Source organism: Marinoscillum pacificum (assembly GCF_024714495.1).
Lineage (GTDB): Bacteria > Bacteroidota > Bacteroidia > Cytophagales > Cyclobacteriaceae > Marinoscillum > Marinoscillum pacificum.
This window is the reverse complement of the sequence record NZ_JAMZMJ010000001.1, coordinates 1,571,979-1,589,363: the sequence shown is the minus strand read 5'-3', so window position 1 is coordinate 1,589,363 and position 17,385 is coordinate 1,571,979. Positions and strand designations below refer to the sequence as shown.

Annotated in this window: 20 protein-coding genes; 17 read left to right on the top strand and 3 right to left on the bottom strand. The window is 39.7% G+C overall.

What is annotated here, in order from left to right; all coding sequences use genetic code 11:
* Positions 1-76: 76 nt before the first annotated feature.
* From NXS00_RS06900 to NXS00_RS06835, 14 genes are all read left to right on the top strand, one after another.
* Entirely contained in the window at positions 77-991 is a 915-nt protein-coding gene (locus NXS00_RS06900; RefSeq protein WP_258098395.1) for a dimethylarginine dimethylaminohydrolase family protein, read from the top strand.
* Positions 988-1,923 (top strand): citrulline utilization hydrolase CtlX, encoded by a 936-nt coding sequence (gene ctlX / locus NXS00_RS06895; RefSeq protein ID WP_258098394.1) that lies wholly within the window; start codon positions 988-990, stop codon positions 1,921-1,923. The genes NXS00_RS06900 and ctlX overlap by 4 nt, the downstream gene beginning before the upstream one ends.
* A 4-nt stretch (positions 1,924-1,927) precedes the next feature.
* Positions 1,928-3,718: an arginine--tRNA ligase gene (argS, locus tag NXS00_RS06890; protein WP_258098393.1), complete on the top strand. Its 1,791-nt coding sequence runs from the start codon at positions 1,928-1,930 to the stop codon at positions 3,716-3,718.
* Positions 3,718-4,113, top strand: coding sequence for a hypothetical protein (locus NXS00_RS06885; RefSeq protein ID WP_258098392.1), 396 nt, complete (start codon positions 3,718-3,720; stop codon positions 4,111-4,113). Before argS ends, NXS00_RS06885 begins: the two co-directional genes overlap by 1 nt.
* Positions 4,100-5,002 carry a 1,4-dihydroxy-2-naphthoate polyprenyltransferase gene (locus NXS00_RS06880; protein WP_258098391.1) on the top strand — a complete coding sequence of 301 codons (903 nt, stop codon included), beginning with the start codon at positions 4,100-4,102 and terminating at the stop codon, positions 5,000-5,002. Before NXS00_RS06885 ends, NXS00_RS06880 begins: the two co-directional genes overlap by 14 nt.
* A gap of 80 nt (positions 5,003-5,082) precedes the next feature.
* A complete protein-coding gene (locus NXS00_RS06875; RefSeq protein ID WP_258098390.1) occupies positions 5,083-5,934 on the top strand; it encodes a universal stress protein in 852 nt (283 codons plus the stop codon).
* A 204-nt stretch (positions 5,935-6,138) separates the two neighbouring features.
* Positions 6,139-6,996 carry an ATP phosphoribosyltransferase gene (gene hisG, locus NXS00_RS06870; RefSeq protein ID WP_258098389.1) on the top strand — a complete coding sequence of 286 codons (858 nt, stop codon included), beginning with the start codon at positions 6,139-6,141 and terminating at the stop codon, positions 6,994-6,996.
* A complete protein-coding gene (gene hisD, locus NXS00_RS06865; protein WP_373418659.1) occupies positions 6,996-8,351 on the top strand; it encodes a histidinol dehydrogenase in 1,356 nt (451 codons plus the stop codon). The genes hisG and hisD overlap by 1 nt, the downstream gene beginning before the upstream one ends.
* On the top strand, positions 8,281-9,327 hold the full coding sequence (gene hisC / locus NXS00_RS06860) for a histidinol-phosphate transaminase (RefSeq protein ID WP_258098387.1): 1,047 nt from the start codon (positions 8,281-8,283) through the stop codon (positions 9,325-9,327). The genes hisD and hisC overlap by 71 nt, the downstream gene beginning before the upstream one ends.
* Before the next feature lies 1 nt (position 9,328).
* Positions 9,329-10,423: a bifunctional histidinol-phosphatase/imidazoleglycerol-phosphate dehydratase HisB gene (hisB, locus tag NXS00_RS06855; protein WP_258098386.1), complete on the top strand. Its 1,095-nt coding sequence runs from the start codon at positions 9,329-9,331 to the stop codon at positions 10,421-10,423.
* A gap of 103 nt (positions 10,424-10,526) precedes the next feature.
* Positions 10,527-10,826, top strand: coding sequence for a nucleotidyltransferase family protein (locus NXS00_RS06850; RefSeq protein WP_258098385.1), 300 nt, complete (start codon positions 10,527-10,529; stop codon positions 10,824-10,826).
* Entirely contained in the window at positions 10,819-11,175 is a 357-nt protein-coding gene (locus NXS00_RS06845) for a HepT-like ribonuclease domain-containing protein (protein WP_258098384.1), read from the top strand. Before NXS00_RS06850 ends, NXS00_RS06845 begins: the two co-directional genes overlap by 8 nt.
* Before the next feature lie 97 nt (positions 11,176-11,272).
* A complete protein-coding gene (locus tag NXS00_RS06840) occupies positions 11,273-11,872 on the top strand; it encodes a DUF6624 domain-containing protein (RefSeq protein WP_258098383.1) in 600 nt (199 codons plus the stop codon).
* A gap of 221 nt (positions 11,873-12,093) precedes the next feature.
* Positions 12,094-12,933: a coiled-coil domain-containing protein gene (locus tag NXS00_RS06835; protein WP_258098382.1), complete on the top strand. Its 840-nt coding sequence runs from the start codon at positions 12,094-12,096 to the stop codon at positions 12,931-12,933.
* 3 nt (positions 12,934-12,936) lie between these two features.
* Here NXS00_RS06835 and NXS00_RS06830 read toward each other — a convergent pair whose 3' ends face one another.
* Both NXS00_RS06830 and NXS00_RS06825 read right to left on the bottom strand, forming a co-directional pair.
* Positions 12,937-13,104, bottom strand: a complete 168-nt coding sequence (locus tag NXS00_RS06830) for a hypothetical protein (RefSeq protein WP_258098381.1) — start codon at positions 13,102-13,104, stop codon at positions 12,937-12,939.
* Positions 13,105-13,156: 52 nt separating this feature from the next.
* The gene (locus NXS00_RS06825) at positions 13,157-14,284 is read right to left on the bottom strand and encodes a glycosyl hydrolase 53 family protein (RefSeq protein ID WP_258098380.1); all 1,128 of its coding nucleotides are present in this window, start codon (positions 14,282-14,284) and stop codon (positions 13,157-13,159) included.
* Between the two features lie 235 nt (positions 14,285-14,519).
* Here NXS00_RS06825 and NXS00_RS06820 point away from each other — a divergent pair, with 235 nt between their 5' ends.
* The gene (locus NXS00_RS06820) at positions 14,520-15,986 is read left to right on the top strand and encodes an alpha/beta hydrolase family protein (RefSeq protein WP_258098379.1); all 1,467 of its coding nucleotides are present in this window, start codon (positions 14,520-14,522) and stop codon (positions 15,984-15,986) included.
* Between the two features lie 5 nt (positions 15,987-15,991).
* Here the strand turns inward: NXS00_RS06820 and NXS00_RS06815 are convergent, their stop codons facing one another.
* Positions 15,992-16,405: a DUF4174 domain-containing protein gene (locus NXS00_RS06815; RefSeq protein WP_258098378.1), complete on the bottom strand. Its 414-nt coding sequence runs from the start codon at positions 16,403-16,405 to the stop codon at positions 15,992-15,994.
* Between the two features lie 54 nt (positions 16,406-16,459).
* Between NXS00_RS06815 and NXS00_RS06810 the strand changes: the two genes are divergently transcribed.
* Entirely contained in the window at positions 16,460-16,828 is a 369-nt protein-coding gene (locus tag NXS00_RS06810; protein WP_258098377.1) for a transmembrane 220 family protein, read from the top strand.
* A 1-nt stretch (position 16,829) separates the two neighbouring features.
* A complete protein-coding gene (locus NXS00_RS06805; RefSeq protein WP_258098376.1) occupies positions 16,830-17,318 on the top strand; it encodes a phosphoglycerate mutase family protein in 489 nt (162 codons plus the stop codon).
* The last annotated feature ends 67 nt before the right edge of the window (positions 17,319-17,385 follow it).

Sequence of the window (17,385 nt, the reverse complement as noted above, 5' to 3'; positions counted from 1 at the left end):
AATATTAATATTTGATGAGACGCAAATATGTTTTCAATCTTTTAGTTTTGCGGACTGATTTTCAAATAACCAACAAATGATCAAGCTTAATATAAAAGACGAAACATCACCCCTGGAGGCTGTGGTACTAGGTACAGCTGAAAGTTTCGGCGGCACTCCTAAGCTAGAAGATGCTTATGATCCCAAATCTGCAGAGCATATCAAGGATGGTACTTATCCATTAGAACAAGATATGGTCCCTGAGATGGATGCCTTCAACGCAGTTTTTGAGAAGCATGGAGTGAAGGTATACCGACCTGAATTGATCAAAGATCTGAATCAAATATTCGCGAGAGATATCGCATTTGTCATAGATGATTACTTCTTCAAATCCAATATTTTGCCAGACAGAGAGCCTGAATTGGAGGCGATAGACTATGTGATTAGCCAAATAGACAAGGATAAAGTAATTACACCACCTGCAGAAGTGCACGTGGAAGGTGGAGATGTGATGATTCATGGTGAACACTTATTTGTGGGTACTTATAAAGGTGCTGACTATCCTGATTACATCACAGCACGAACAAATAAAGAAGGTGTTGACTTTTTGAAAGAGTTTTTTCCAAACAGAATTGTCAAAGAATTCAACCTGTCGAAATCCAATACAGTAGCGGAAGACAATGCCTTGCATCTGGACTGTTGTTTCCAGCCAGTAGGTAAAGGCAAAGCGATCATTCATAGAGAGGGATTCCTCGATGAAGCTGATTACCAGTATTTGGTAGATCTTTTTGGAATGGAAAACCTGTTCCACATTACTAAAAAGGAGATGTATCACATGTTTAGCAACGTGTTCTCAATCTCTCCTGAAGTAGTGGTTTCTGAAAAGAATTTCACCAGACTTAATGATTGGTTCAGAAGTCATGGAATGACCGTAGAAGAGATTCCTTATGCGGAAATCGCGAAGCAAGAGGGCTTGTTGAGATGTTCTACACTACCATTGAGAAGAAAATGAGCAGACAGATAACCGATACTTTGATGATGATTCGTCCGGTCTCATTTTACATGAATGAACAAACGGCAGTCAATAACTATTATCAAAAAAAAATAGAAGGACTCAGCAACGAGCAAGTACAGGACAAAGCTTTGGCAGAATTCGATGGCTTTGTGGCTAAACTCAGAACTGCAGGTGTCAATGTGGAGGTATTTGATGATACTCCGGCCCCATCTACTCCAGACTCTATTTTTCCCAACAACTGGGTGAGTTTTCACGAAAGTGGTAAGGTTTGGTTGTACCCGATGTATGCCATCAACCGACGATTGGAGAGAAGAGAGGATCTATTGGAATCATTGAGTGAGAAGTTTGAGATTGAGTCTGTTGACGGTTTTCTTGACTGGGAAATGGATAACAAATTTCTCGAAGGAACGGGAAGTTTGATCCTGGATCGTCAGAACAAGATTGCTTATGCAGCTATTTCTGAGAGAACCAATCCAGACGTGCTGGCAGAGTTCATGGAAAAGACTGGATATAGTTCGGTTTCTTTCATTGCTAATCAAACGGTGAATGGTCAGCGCCTTCCAATCTATCATACCAACGTGATGATGTGTCTGGGAGAATCATTTGCTGTGCTTTGCGCAGACAGTATTGATGATCAAGAGGAACGCCAGCGAGTGATTGATTCACTTGAAAAGCATCATAAAGAAGTAGTTTATATCACTGAAGAGCAAAAAAGCCGATTTGCAGGAAATATGTTGCAAGTGCAGAACGCAACAGGTGATAAATTTGTGGTGATGTCTGAAGCGGCATTTACTGCATTGACAGAAGAACAAAAAGAACAGCTGTCCAAGCATGGTCAGTTGCTCCATAGTAATTTAGATACGATAGAAGCTTTAGGTGGCGGAAGCGCCAGATGTATGATGGCAGAAGTATTTTTGCCTAAGAAATAGAGAGATGAATTTGATAGACAAGCAACTTAAGGAGGAGATTGTAAAAGCATTCAAAACCCTTTTTGATTTTGAATTGAATGCAAGTGATTTTGAATTGCAACCAACAAGAAAAGAGTTTGAAGGAACTCATACGTTGGTCGTATTTCCTTATTTGAGACAAACCAAAAAAGGACCCGAGCAATCTGGTGAAGCAATCGGTGAATACTTAAAGGAGCACTCTCCAATAGTTTCAGCATACAATGTGGTGAAGGGTTTCTTGAACTTGTCTATTGCAGAATCTGCTTGGGTGAATGTATTGCAAGCCATTGCAGCAGAGACTTCATTTGGTCAATACGCTCCAACGGGAGAAAAAGTAATGGTTGAGTTTAGCTCGCCAAACACGAACAAACCACTTCACCTTGGGCACTTAAGAAATAATTTTCTTGGAGACTCAGTAAGCAAAATATTGGCTGCTAGAGGTCATGAAGTGAGAAAGGTGAATCTGGTAAATGACCGTGGTATTCATATCTGTAAGTCGATGTTGGCTTATGAGAAGTTTGGAGAGGGAGAGACACCTGAGTCAACTGGCATCAAAGGCGATAAGCTTATTGGTAACTACTATGTGAAGTTTGACCAGGAGTATAAGAAAGAGATAGAGCAGCTTGTAGCCGATGGCAAGTCTGAAGAAGATGCTAAGAAACAAGCTCCATTGATGCTGGAAGCTCAAGCGATGTTGAAGAAGTGGGAAGATGGTGACGAGGCTACTGTAGCGCTTTGGAAGAAGATGAACGGTTGGGTGTATGAGGGATTTGATATCTCCTATGCAACCATGGGTATCTCATTTGATAAAGTCTATCATGAGTCTGATACCTATCTTCTAGGAAAAGATATTATTCAGGAAGGTCTGGATAAGGGAGTTTTCTTCAAAAAAGATGACAACTCTGTTTGGGCAGACCTGATGTCTGAAAAGCTAGATGAAAAGTTGGTGCTAAGAGGCGATGGTACTTCGGTTTACATCACTCAGGACATTGGGACATGTGATTTGAAACATAATGATTTCTCATTCAATAAGTCCGTCTATGTAGTTGGTAATGAGCAGGATTACCACTTCAAGGTGTTGTTCTCTATCATGGATAAGCTAGGTAGAGATTATGCTAAAGGGTTGTATCACCTTTCATACGGAATGGTAGACTTGCCGTCTGGCAAAATGAAGTCTCGTGAAGGAACCGTGGTTGATGCTGATGACTTGATGCAGGAGATGTTTGATACCGCTCGCAAGCAAACAGAAGAGCTTGGTAAGATAGAAGGAATGACTGATGAGCAAGCTGATGAGTTATTCAGAACGCTTGGTTTAGGTGCATTGAAATACTTCTTGTTGAAAGTGGACCCGAAAAAGCGTATGTTATTCAATCCACAGGAGTCTATCGAATTCCAGGGAAATACCGGCCCGTTTATCCAATATACTCACGCTCGTATTTCGGCGATTTTGAGAAGAGCTAATTCTTTAGAAATTGATCAAAACTTTGATGCTTCTAAAGTGACGAGTTTGCATCCAAGAGCATTGGATTTGATTCACAAGTTGACGGAGTATCCTAAAATCATTGACTTGGCAGCGGGAGATTATTCGCCTGCATTGGTGGCCGGATATGCATACGAATTGGCAAAGACTTATAATGGCTTTTACCAGGAGGTGCCTATTTTCAACGAAGATGACAAGGATGTAGTGAAATTCAGGATTTCATTATCTGCAACGGTTGCAAATACGATTAAGTCTGCCATGTCGTTATTAGGTATTCACGTACCTGAACGAATGTAATGAAAAGATTTATAGTACTAATTGCTGTATTGTTGGTTGTTGTTTCATGTGATGAAAGTGCTGAAGTTACTGACGTAGCTGGAACAGTTACTTTTCAGTCGACTAATTCTCCTTTTTCAGAAGGTCGGCTTTATGTGACAGGATACAGCTCAAGAGTTTGTGTTACTACTGGTTGTGACGATAAAATAATGGAGTTTGAAGTGGTAACTGATACTCAAGGTAATTATTCATTTGTTAGAGAAACCGAGGATGTTGATTATTTTGAGGTTAGTCCAGATGTTGTCGATTATTTTGGAAGTAATCAGTCATTGGAATGTGTTTCTGCCACAAATCTGATAACAGCTGGAAGCGATTCGAAAAATTTTGATATTGTAATAGATTGTGAAGTCAATTAAAGCCTGGATACAAGCCTTTCGTTTAAGAACGCTACCATTAGCATTCTCATGCATCTTTATGGGTGCTTTTACAGCCGGAATTGATGGCTATTTTGATGGAGTGATTCTTACCTGGGGTTTGATTACCACTTTGTTTTTACAGATTTTGTCCAATTTGGCCAATGACTATGGTGATGCTTCATCAGGTGTAGATGGAGAGCACAGAACAGGGCCTAAAAGAACAGTTTCTTCCGGCTTAATTACAAAAGAGCAAATGAAGAAAGCATTGTATGTGTTTTCATTCCTGTCACTTGCTTCGGGGATTTACCTGATTTGGTTGTCTTTTGGCGATCAGTGGTCTAAAGTGCTCGTGTTTTTAGTACTTGGACTTGGAGCAATTGCAGCTGCTATCAAATACACCGTGGGTAAAAGACCTTACGGCTATGTTGGGCTCGGAGACTTTTTCGTGCTCATCTTTTTTGGATTGGTAGGCGTTGGTGGTAATTATTTCCTGTATGCCAATTCTCTAGATCCAATGGTAGTATTGCCGGCATTGAGCTGTGGTTTTTTAGCTGTAGGAGTACTAAACGTTAACAATATTAGAGATATCGAATCGGATAAAGCTTCAGGGAAAAGTAGTATTCCTGTTCGTATCGGAAGACAGAAAGCTATCCTATATCACTGGTTTTTAATCATTGGTTCCGTAGCAACGATGTTAGCTTACTGTGTCATCAAGGATTTGTCTCCTGGTGCCTACCTTTTCCTACTAGTTAGCCCAATGTTATTTTTTAATGCACGTGCGGTAAAAATCAAAACGACTTCCGAAGGGTTAGATCCTTATTTAAAACAGCTTGCTTTGACAACATTGTTGTTCGTTTTGTTGTTTGGATTAGGAGAGCTTTTGTTCTGAGTTTGATTCCAATTGTATTAAACTCAGATTTGTTTAACTTAGGCTAGTCTTATTTCTACAAGAACGTCAAACACAAAAAGATGAATAAAATACTCGTTCCTTACGATTTTTCAGATGTAGCAAAACATGCTTTGAATTTTGCTGCCCAGATTGCGAGAAAATCCAAAGCAGAGGCTGTTACGCTAATCAATATTATTGAACAACCGACCCCATCAGACTTCAAGACAATGGGTGTTTCGGATGCGGATCCAATGGAGAACATTTGGATTAAGAAAATGATCGAAAAGGCAGAAGCTAACATGGAAGAGCTAATGTCTGATGCTTCATATAAAGACATTTCACTGAAGTACAAGATCGTACTTGGTAATCCATTCAAAGAACTTGCAGCTGAGATTGAGACTCAAGGTGTTGAGCTAGTGGTGATGGGAACTACTGGTGCTTCTGGTGCGGAAGAATTCTTCGTAGGTTCTAATGCAGAAAGAATGGTTCGCTATTCTAAAGCTCCTGTGATTACAGTAGGTGCAGAGGCTACTTTAGAGGCTGTGAATGATATCGTTTTTGCTTCTAATTTCCATGAAGTGTCTGAGTCTTTCATCAATCATGTGAAAGGACTTCAGTCGTTGTTTGGTGCGAAGCTAAGATTGGTGAAAATCAATACACCTGCTAGTTTCACAACTACCAGACAGGATAAAAAGCAGATGGAAGAATTTATCGCTAAGCACAGTCTAGAAAATTGTACTTACGAAACATACAATCACTCCAACGAAGAGGATGGAGTGCTTGCTTATGCGGAAGATGTTGCTGCTGATTTGATTGCAATTGGTACTAAGCAGCGAAGAGGTCTTGGACATTTCTTAGCTGGTAGTATTGCGGAAGATGTCGTCAATCACGCCACTGTTCCAGTTTGGACTTATGGTTTAGAAAACGAATAATAAAAACTTAACCCTGGAAATTCCGGGGTTTTTTGTTTTTCTGGATTTTTAGGGTTTACATTTGCTCCTATGAATTACGTAGTGAAACATCATCACCACCATCATCATCATTGCTCTTAAGCAGTGACACATCCCCTGTGCGTTTAGCACAATAAACAACAGTAATTCATAAAACAATCTTCTTAATTTCTTTATTACTAACTCATGGCAACACTTAAAGTAGCTGTCCAAAAGTCAGGCAGGTTGAGTGAAGACTCATTGAAGCTCTTCAGAGAATGTGGTATCAAATTCAATAACGGAGTTAAAAAACTCAAAGCACAGTCTCATAATTTTCCAATCGAATTTCTATTTCTAAGAGATGATGATATTCCCGGATATGTGGAGGATGGAATCGCAGATATAGGTATCGTAGGTCAGAATGTACATGATGAATACCAAAAGAATGTAGAAGTAGTTAAGCATCTTGGTTTTTCTAAATGTCGTCTTTCATTGGCTGTACCAAGAGAAGAAGACTATCAGGATATCTCTTATTTCGAAGGAAAGAATATAGCTACATCGTATCCAAACATCCTTAAGGATTACTTGAAAAGCAAAGGAGTATCAGCAGAAGTTCACGAAATCAGTGGTTCTGTGGAAATCGCTCCAGGTATTGGTTTAGCAGAAGGTATCTGTGATATCGTGAGCTCTGGAAGTACATTGTTGAGTAATGGACTGAAAGAAGTGGAAACCGTGATGAAGTCAGAAGCAGTGATGGTAGCGAGTAAATCGCTGACTGAAGATCAGCAAAAGCTGGTAAATCAACTGATTTTTAGAATTAACTCAGTTTTGGAAGGCAAAAACAACAAGTATGTCTTGTTGAATGCACCAAATGAATCTTTAGATAAAATTATCGAATTGCTACCGGGGATGCGTAGCCCTACTGTATTGCCTTTGGCAGACAAAGGATGGAGCAGTATACACTCTGTGATCAATGAAGATACTTTCTGGGAAAATATCGAACAGTTGCGAGAAGCTGGTGCAGAAGGTATATTGGTAGTCCCAATAGAAAAAATGATCAGATGATAGCTATTTACGAGAATCCATCTGCTGAAAAGCTAAAGGAGATACTCCAAAGACCATCTTACAACTTTTCGAAGATTGAAAAGGTAGTAGAACCCATATTGGAAAAAGTGAAACGAGGAGGTGATAAGGCTCTTCGTAAGTTGGCTTTGGAATATGATCACGTCGAGTTGGATGACTTGTGGGTTTCTGAATCAGAGTTTGCAACTGCTGACAGCCATGTGCCTGATACCTTGAAGGAAGCCATTCAAATGGCGTATTCCAATATCAAGAAATTCCACGAAGCACAGCATCAAAGTAAACTAGTGATGGAAGTGATGCCAGGCGTTGTTTGTAGCCGCAGATCTGTTCCTATTCAAAAGGTGGGTCTATACGTGCCAGGTGGATCAGCACCATTATTTTCTACGGTATTAATGTTGGCGGTTCCAGCTATTCTAGCGGGTTGCCAAGAGGTGATCATTTCATCACCTACCAATCGATTGGGTGAAATCAATCCTGTGGTTTTATATACCGCTAATTTGGTTGGAGTAAAGCGTGTTCTGAAACTTGGAGGAGCACAAGCGATTGCTGCTATGGGATATGGTACTCAGACTGTTCCAAAAGTAGATAAGATATTTGGTCCGGGTAATCAATATGTTACCGTTGCCAAGCAAATGCTTGCCAAGCAAGACGTTGCCATAGATATGCCTGCAGGACCTTCAGAAGTGCTTGTGGCTGTAGATAAACACAGCAACGCGGCATATGCAGCGTCAGATTTACTAGCTCAGGCAGAGCACGGACCTGATAGTCAGGTGGTTTTGGTATCAACCAGCAAAAAGAAAACTGCTGAGATCAATGAAGAGGTAGTGAAGCAACTCGACAAGTTGAGCAGAAAGAAAATTGCTGAGAAGGCTTTAGAGCTTAGCGCGATGATTATCGTTGAAGACAAAAAGCAAATGCTTCAGATCATCAATGACTATGGTCCTGAACATTTGATCATCAGTACCGATAAACCAGAAAAATTAGCTGAAAAAGTAGTGAATGCAGGATCTGTATTTGTTGGAGAGTTTACTCCAGAATCTGCCGGAGATTATGCATCTGGTACTAATCACACTTTGCCTACCAATGGCTGGGCTAAGTCTTTCAGTGGAGTGTCTCTAGATTCTTTCGTGAAGAAGATCACCTATCAGCGCATTACAGAAGAGGGTTTGATGTTACTCGGCCCAACCGTAGAGCGAATGGCAGAAGCAGAAATGCTTGATGCACACAAAAATGCAGTTACAGTACGACTTAATAAATTGAGAGAAGATGGTATCTCCGGAAAATCTGGTAAGAAATCACCTGAAGACGGTGAAAGCTTACTCTTCAGCAAGGGATGAGTTTGAAGGAGAAGCTGAGGTTTTCTTAGATGCTAATGAAAACTCGCTAGGATCAGCGACGGAAGGATTTTACAATCGCTACCCTGATCCACACCATAAAGCACTGAAAAACAAATGGTCTGAAATCAAAGGAGTAGCTACTAATTCCATCTTTTTTGGAAACGGTAGTGATGAACCCATTGATTTGTTGATTCGCTTGTTTTGTGAGCCGGGTGAAGATCACATCATTACTTTGCCTCCTACCTATGGGATGTATGCTGTTAGTTCAGCCATCAATGCGGTTGAGAATGTGAAAGTTCCCCTCACGAAGGAGTTTCAGATTGATTTAAATGGCGTCAAGGCGGTGATCAATAGACATTCCAAGCTACTCTTTCTATGTTCACCCAACAATCCATCGGGTAATTTGCTCGATAAACAGGTAATGTTGGAATTGGTCAAAATCTTTCCAGGGATTGTAGTAGTGGATGAAGCATATATCGACTTTTCTCCTGAGGCTAGTTGGATAAACGAGTTGGTTAATTATCGAAATGTAGTGGTGCTTCAGACATTGAGCAAAGCATGGGGAATGGCGGGAATCCGAGTTGGAGTAGCTATGGCTGATCCTTATGTTGTTTCCATGCTGGAGCGAATCAAGCCACCTTATAACTTGAGTCAAGCCAATCAACAATTAGCTCTTGAAGCTTTAAATGCTGAGGCAAAGAAGAACGAAAAAGTGGATACTTTGCTATCAGAAAGAGATCGATTGATTAATGAACTGAAAGATCTAGGTCAGGTTCAGGAAATCATTGAGAGTGCAGCCAATTTCTTACTAGTACGTTTTGATCAGGTTCAGGAACTCTTCGATTATTTAATTAATGAAAAGGTAATCGTTCGAAATAGGACGAAAGAACTGTATTGTGAAAATTGTCTGCGTCTGACGGTAGGAACACCAGATGAGAATACCAGACTAATACACTTAATAAAGGAATTTTATTGATATGAGACCCATATTATTCATAGATCGAGATGGTACAATCAACCACGAAACGGAAGACGAGCAAATCGATCACATAGATAAAGTTAGTTACCTGAATGATGTATTTTTCTACTTGCGCAAAGTGCAGGCAGAGTCTAATTATTTGTTAGTCATGGTAACTAATCAGGATGGTTTAGGAACGGATGCCTTTCCTGAGGATACTTTTTGGCCAGTGCACAAGCTGATCATGCGTACTCTGGAAAGTCAGGGCATCAACTTCGATGCGGTGCATATTGATGAGCACTTTCCTGCAGACAATCATCCGAATAGAAAGCCAGGTACAGGAATGTTGACTGATTACCTGAAAGGTGATTATGACCTGAAGAATAGCTACGTCATCGGTGATAGAACCACAGATGTTCAGCTGGCTAGAAACATAGGCTGCAAGGCCATTCACATTGCTAAAGAACCTGTGACTGACGCTGAGTTGACTACTGACAATTGGAAGGAAATCTATGAGTACTTGATTCTAAAGCCTAGAAAAGCATCAGTTCAGCGTACTACCAAGGAAACGGATATACAGATTGAAGTGAATTTGGATGGTAGTGGTCAAACAGAAATTAGCACCGGATTAGGCTTCTTTGATCACATGCTAGACCAACTAGGCAAGCACGGTGGAATTGACCTGAAGGTGAAGGTTTCGGGTGATCTACACATTGATGAACATCATACGATTGAAGATACTGCGCTGGCTTTAGGAGAGTGTTTTCTAAAAGCTTTAGGAGATAAAAAAGGGATCAACAGATACGGATTCTTGTTGCCAATGGATGATGTGCTGGTACAAGTAGCGATAGATTTTGGTGGCAGACCATGGATGGTTTGGGATGCAGAGTTCAAGCGTGAGAAGATCGGAGAGATGCCAACAGAGATGTTTCTGCACTTCTTCAAGTCATTCTCAGATACGTCCAAGTCTAACCTGAACATCAAAGCTGAGGGAGATAACGAGCATCACAAGATCGAAGGGATATTTAAAGCATGGGCTAAAGCGATCAAAATGGCCATTCATCGTAATCCAGACGAGATGAGCAGTTTGCCAAGTACAAAAGGAGTGCTTTAAGAACATTCAAGATAAGAAAGGAAACGCTAGTGGAAAACCGCTGGCGTTTTTTGTTATATCATATGATGATGTTGGAAATTGAGAAAATTGGTAATTTTAACTAATGACAGTCATTGATAACCATTTGGATAGTATTGAATCTATATGCGCAAAGCACTATGTAGATAAGTTATATCTATTTGGTTCTGCCTTAAGTTCAAGATTCAACAACCAAAGTGACCTTGATTTTCTAGTCAAATTTCAGCCAGTAGAGCTTTCTGAGTATTTTAATAATTACCTGGATCTGAAAAATGAATTATCGAGCTTGTTTGGAAGAGATATTGATCTGTTGGAGGAGCAAGCGTTAAAAAACCCTATTCTTATTGAGTCCATAAATAATAGCAAAGAATTGGTTTATGGATGAATACACCTTGAAATGGTTGTATGATATAAAACAAGCGATTACTGAAATTGAAAGCTATTTCGATGGAAAGGATATGGATTTCCTTCAATATCGGAATAATATAATGCTCAAGAGAGCTGTTGAAAGGGATTTAGAAATTATAGGAGAGGCACTGAATCGAATTTTAAAAAGAGACGAAAACTATCAAGATAAAATTAGTCATGCCAGATCTATTGTTGGTTTAAGAAATCATGTCATACATGCCTATGATAGTGTGTCCGATGAAAATATATGGTCAATCTTAATTGCTCATCTTCCAAAGCTCAAAAATGAAATTGATAGTTTGATTGATAAGAATGGTGACTTCTAAATAAGAATTGTAATAAAGTCATATATGTGAAACGCCAGTGGAAAACCGCTGGCGTTTTTAGGATAACTGAATGTAGAATCCTGTAGATTGATCACAGATGGCAATTAAGGAATTATCCAACAAGATTATAGAATTAAGTAATGCGGATTTAGAACTCCGTAATCATCTCATCCAATCCGGTGAGCTGTTTGATGGCTATCATCCGCAAATGGAGGCTTTGCATATCAAGAATGCTGAAGATTTAGAAGAAATTATACAGGATATTGGTTTTCCAACCGAAGGGAAAGTAGGAGAGGAGGCCTCGAAAGCTGCATGGTTAGTGATACAACACGCCATATCCAAACCTAATTTCATGCGCAGGTGTGCATCACTTTTAGAAAAGGAAGTACACCATCAAAAAGCAAATCCTATTGATCTCGCCTATTTGAAAGACCGAATCGCTGTATTGGAAGGCAATCCGCAGCTTTATGGAACTCAATTTGATTGGAATGAAAATGGTGAATTGAATCCTAACCAGATGGATGATGTTTCTTTAGTGGATAAAAGACGCAAAGAAATAGGTCTCAATTCAATAGCTGAACAAACCACGATAATTAGACAAAGAGCCCAAAGTGAAGGACAAAGAGCTCCAGAAGACCTCCAGGAAAGACATCAGCAAGTGACTGAATGGAGAAGGAAGGTTGGTTGGATCGATTGAAATTGTGTGCAAATCACCTAAGAAAGAACACTTCAAAAATTATCTGCATAACCTTATCGGTTTTTTTAGGTTTTCTGAGCTAAGATGAATCTTAAGAAAGTCAAAGAATTCTTAACGTTCGATTTTCAAAACACAATTGGTATGAATCTGACGGAATATTGGGTTCAGCCAATTTTCTATAAATTAGTTAGCAGTAAACTAATCTGAAGTCGATTCCCATATTGAATAAATTAATAGCATTTCTTTCTCTGGTAGCAATTTCATGTAGTTCTGCAGATTCTAATGCAATTCGTGATTTGAACGATCAAATAAAAGAAAAATCAGAATTACTAGAGCAAAAGAATCGAGAGGTTAAATCTCAAGAGAAAAAGATTAAAAGGCTGGAGACGAAGTTGAAAAGATTAACAACTAATAATAATGAAGTTTTCAATATTGCAGAATTAGAATCTGACATAAGAGAGCGCCTTGCTATTGATGAACCAGTTAAGCTAATTGCATTCACTTCTGGAGATAATAGTAATCAAGTTTATGTTTTTGTAGATGCCATTCCGAACTCTCGATTTCATCAAAGAATAAAATCAGGTTATGGTTTCCAAGATGAAGATGATAGCATTCAATATTCCAATCTATTTTCAAGAAATGGACCTGAATATCACAGGCTAAAATCTAAGTTTATCGGTAATTGGAAACCTCTTTATCGCTACAATTTAGAATTCTATAATTATTTGTCTCTGTGTGATTTTCATATTCAAGGTATTACCATTTCAGATTCAGCAATTGTTAACTATTACATGGATGGCTTGGCTCCTGAAGTAATTGATGAAGTGATTACTAATACAGACAAAAAACTTGAACTAAGAACGAAAAAGGGAGGAACACATTTGATAGAGTTGCTTTACGAGGACCAGAACATATACATATATAAGGGGCCTGAAGGATCTTATAATTACCTTATTCCTGCGGACTCAATTGATAACTTCCCAGTCATCGTTCAGGATTGTCATGAATTAGGTGGTCAATTGATCGAGTTTGATGAGGTCGTAGAGCGTTACAGATACTAAGAGTTAGCTCTGCTTCAATTTGAAAATTCCAAAACCTGCCAATACAACAACCAGGAAAATTACAAAGCCAACGATTGCTTCAGCAATTTCCAGGATAGCATTGATCACAAGTCCCCCGGCAACTAAAATTCCGGCTATTACTAATATGGAGATAATGAGTCCTTTTTTCATAAATGTGAATGGTTACACCTTATGAACTGCGGACTCTTACCGATTGTTAAGATTAATTGTTAAAAACAGCTTCCCACTCTCTGAAACCAGGTCGATTCTGATCTGCTTCATTGATCAATCCAGCATCTCTCCAGATTCTACCAAGTGCCTTTACATCATCCGGAAATGTTTCATAGAGCTCGTCATAGTCTTTATGTGTCCACCAAATCACAAATTCATAATCATGCGAATTGGCATTGGATAGAAGTAACTGTACATAATCTTTCTGGGTACATTCATCTGCTTCTAACGTTACTTCTGGTACTTCTAGTGTCTCCGCTATTTGACCTGTTTCAACAATCGCTATGGGCTTAGTGATTTTATCATGAAGAAAGTCAAAATCATCTTGAATCTGATTGTCTTCCAAAGCTCCATGTAGGAAAGGGTAGTAGCTTATGGCAACAAAGTCCAATTCATTGACATAGGAAATAATATTATCTACATATTGTTGGTTGCTACTAGTAGATAGATTGTGCAATGTGATCGATTCGGAAATTAGGACTCCAGGATAGCGCTCATATAGCCTGGGTTTGAGGTTCGACATAAGCGTTTTATAATCATCCCATTTTTCTGGACTTTTCAAATAAAATTCGTTCACTTCCATGGCTACCACCAGATATTTCAAGTTAGGAAACTCATCAGCCATGATCGTTATGTATTTGAAGTAAGTATCCTCAATTTCCTGATCCGATATGCTCCCATATGTAGGTGTTTGTCCATTATATCCTGTTATTAGATCATTCCGTTCGGGATTGAATAGACTAACGGACAAAACGAGATCATTTGATGAAATGATATTGTTTACTCTGGTATTCAGATCAGAAGAAGCTTGCTGAGGCAGTGGTCTTCCATCTCTTAGTCCAAACCAAGGAATATGATCATCAAATTGTTCTGAGTATATGTCTGAAAATTCAGCTATTGAAGCATATGTTTCCTGTTTGGCTTGAGGAGAGGATCCAAAAGGCCATGTACTAAACCCCATGGAAAACGTTCTGTTTTCAATAATCAAAGTATCATTAGGCTCAAAGCAATCCAGAAGGGTGCTGACTTGTTTCTCGTCTGGTTCTTCGTTTAGCTTCTTACAAGATGCTACACATAGGATCGTCATCACTAGTAGTAGCTGAAATAGTTGAGTGCGCATTTGGTTTTAGTCTGGTAGGGTTGCAAAGTAAAACAACCTGAATTAATTGCCCTTCATGCTTTTTTATTCTTTGTCGAGGATATGTTGGTTTTCGTCAATTTTTATTCGTTTTTGGTTTAATGAAGCCGTTTTTATCGACGAATGACGCTTTAGTCAGTGGATTCTACATAGCATTTTGGAAGCCTCAGATCTAGTTTTGGAGGACCAATTTGTTTCCTAAAATTCAATTGACAACATGAGAACATTAGAATTTATTTTATTGCTGGTAGTCACTATTCTACCATTTGTGAAACGCCCATTGCTTCGAATGGTACAGGCCAATATTGTCCTGATTATCCTGGCTTCACTAGTGCTGATGCACCTGGTGATAGAAGGTGGAAGATGGCAGATGATACCTGTTTATTTTTTGCTAGCCATATTGGCGTGGAGATTAAAAGTGGTCAAGCCAGATACCAAAGCAAGGATCACCTTCTTGCGGATACTCGGATACCTTGGAGTGCTGATCGTTGTAGCTGTTGGATGGGTTCTACCCAAAGCATTACCTGTTTTCTCTTTGCCAGATCCTCGAGGAGCATACAACGTAGGTACAGAAGATATTTACTTGAAAACGAAAATGGACGAAGTGGTGACAGAAGACCCTTCCGACAAGCGTGAATTGATGGTGAAAGTGTGGTATCCAAGTGATGCAGACGTTTCGAAATTGGAAGGAGAGCCTTATGTAGATCAAACGAGCAGAGCAGGGTTTGCCACAAAGTATGGGTTATCTCCGGGAATGCTAAACTATCTGGATTATGTGAAAACCTATGTCTATAGAGATATTCCAGTAGCTGAAGGCAAGTTTCCGATTTTGATCTTCTCCCATGGGTATGGCTCCAAGGCTACAGGTTATTATGCTTTGCTGACAGAGCTGGCAAGTCAGGGATATGTGATTATTAATATGAACCATACCTACGAGAGTTTGGGTACTACTTTTCCTGACGGTAGAGCGGTTTACTTTGATTTCGATTTTCAACGCCGCATTTCTGATGGTGGAATGGCTGCTATGGAGCCCTTGATCGCTGCATTCAAGGATGGTTTGGACTATGAAGCCAGACATCCTATTGTACAAAAAGCAGTCAATAAATTTTATGAAAGTGAATCCATGAACCGATGGGCTTGGGACATGATCAAGGTGATCGACGAGTTAGAATCGTGGAATGCATCAGGACTTCTAAAAGGTAAGTTGGATCTGGATAGACTGGGTGTGTTTGGTCACTCCAACGGTGGTGGATCTGCTGGGAAAGTGCCCTTGATGGACACTAGAGTGAAAGCTGCAGCAAATCTGGATGGAATTACGTGGGGTAATTTGATTGATACGACTTATCAGATTCCATTCTTGTACATCTCTGCAGATTGGCCAGCCGAGCATGAAGATGTCAATTCACATATTTACATCAACAAGAGTACGGACTACTTCTACGAAACCAAATTGCTGAATTCAGGACACCCGAATTTTATGGATATTCCATTCATGATTCCAGTGAATGAACTGGCCGGAACGGGAACCATTGATCCTTATGAAGGAATGGAAATCGTAACCAAATTGACAACTGCTTTCTTTGATCAGAACCTTAAAAATGATCCCAATGCTGATCCAAAAGCAATTGGTGCCGAATATGATAAGTTAGAAATGACCGTCCATGTGGGGGACTCGATTCGGTAAAAGGACTAATATCCCCTAATCTCTGCCTGGCGCATAGGCATGGAATCAATAATAGAGAGGAGTTTTCCGGCGGTAAATATGCCGGTCTCTCTCTGTTTGATTTGACCATCTAATCCGATCAGTAAGACTTCAAACACTTTGCCTGACTGGTAACTCGAATAATTGCTTCCCGCAACCCACTTGTTCTCTTCTGAAGCGAGCTTGTATTTTTCAGGAGTCATGACTACCGTTAGCAGTCGACGTTCTTCCAAAGCTTGTTGCTGGCTTTTCAATTCCCTCAGTTGCTTCTCAATCATTGGGTTATTCTCCTGATAACTTAGGATAACCAATAGTCTATTTTGCCATTGATATGCGCTGAGATCTTGAGCATTAATTGTTAGTACGGTTAATAGGAATAAGAGTGAGAATAAACCTTTCATGAAAATCACAACGAATAGTGGTTCTAACTTGTTAAGTACGATTACCTTTGGCGCATGAACTCAAAAGTGATCCATTACATAATTGCTGGCTTATTTGTCGTATTTGCAGCTGTTCAATACAATGATCCTGATCCATGGTTGTGGATCTTGATCTATGGTTCCGTGGCTTTGGTGGCGATTGTGAAAACACAATTTCCACAGGTGAACTTTGGTCCGCTGATCATCACTTTGTTGTTAATATTAACCTTCTATGCATTCACGTTTATTCCCAGTGTGATTGACTTTTGGAATAGCTCCAATAAATCAGATTTGGTTGGGAAAATGAAAGCAGAAGACCCATGGATAGAAGGAGCACGAGAATTTGGTGGCTTAATAATTGCTGTAATTGCATTGAGTTATCTGAAACGAAGCAAAATCAAGTAATATGAAGAAGATAGTATTCTTATTGGTGTGTGTTGCTGGCGCATTGCTGTCAAACGCACAGTCAACTACATTTATCCTGGTAAGACATGCCGAAAAGGTGGAGGATGGTAGTAAAGATCCTGCCTTGACCAAAGAAGGAATACAGCGCTCCATGAAGTTGAAGGAGTTGCTTGTGAGTCAAGAGATCAATGCCGTGTACAGTACGCCGTATGCGCGAACAAGAGCTACCGTAGCTCCAACTGCCAAAGCCAATGACATGGAAGTAACTGAATACAAACCCATGGAAAAAGGCTTTCTTAAGGAGACGTTAGATAAACATCTTGGAGAAACAGTATTGATAGCTGGTCATTCCAACACCATTCCAGACTTAGTCAACGAACTCATCGGTGATAAGAAGTATTCCCAGCTCGACGAAAATGACTACAACTACCTATTCATTGTCACAGTAACCGAGATCGGTCAGGGCAAAGAGGTGGTGATTAGTTATTGATTTTTAATTGAAAACTCCAGTTTTGGACTTCTAGCGTACTTAGATAAGGGGAAAACTGTGCGTTTGA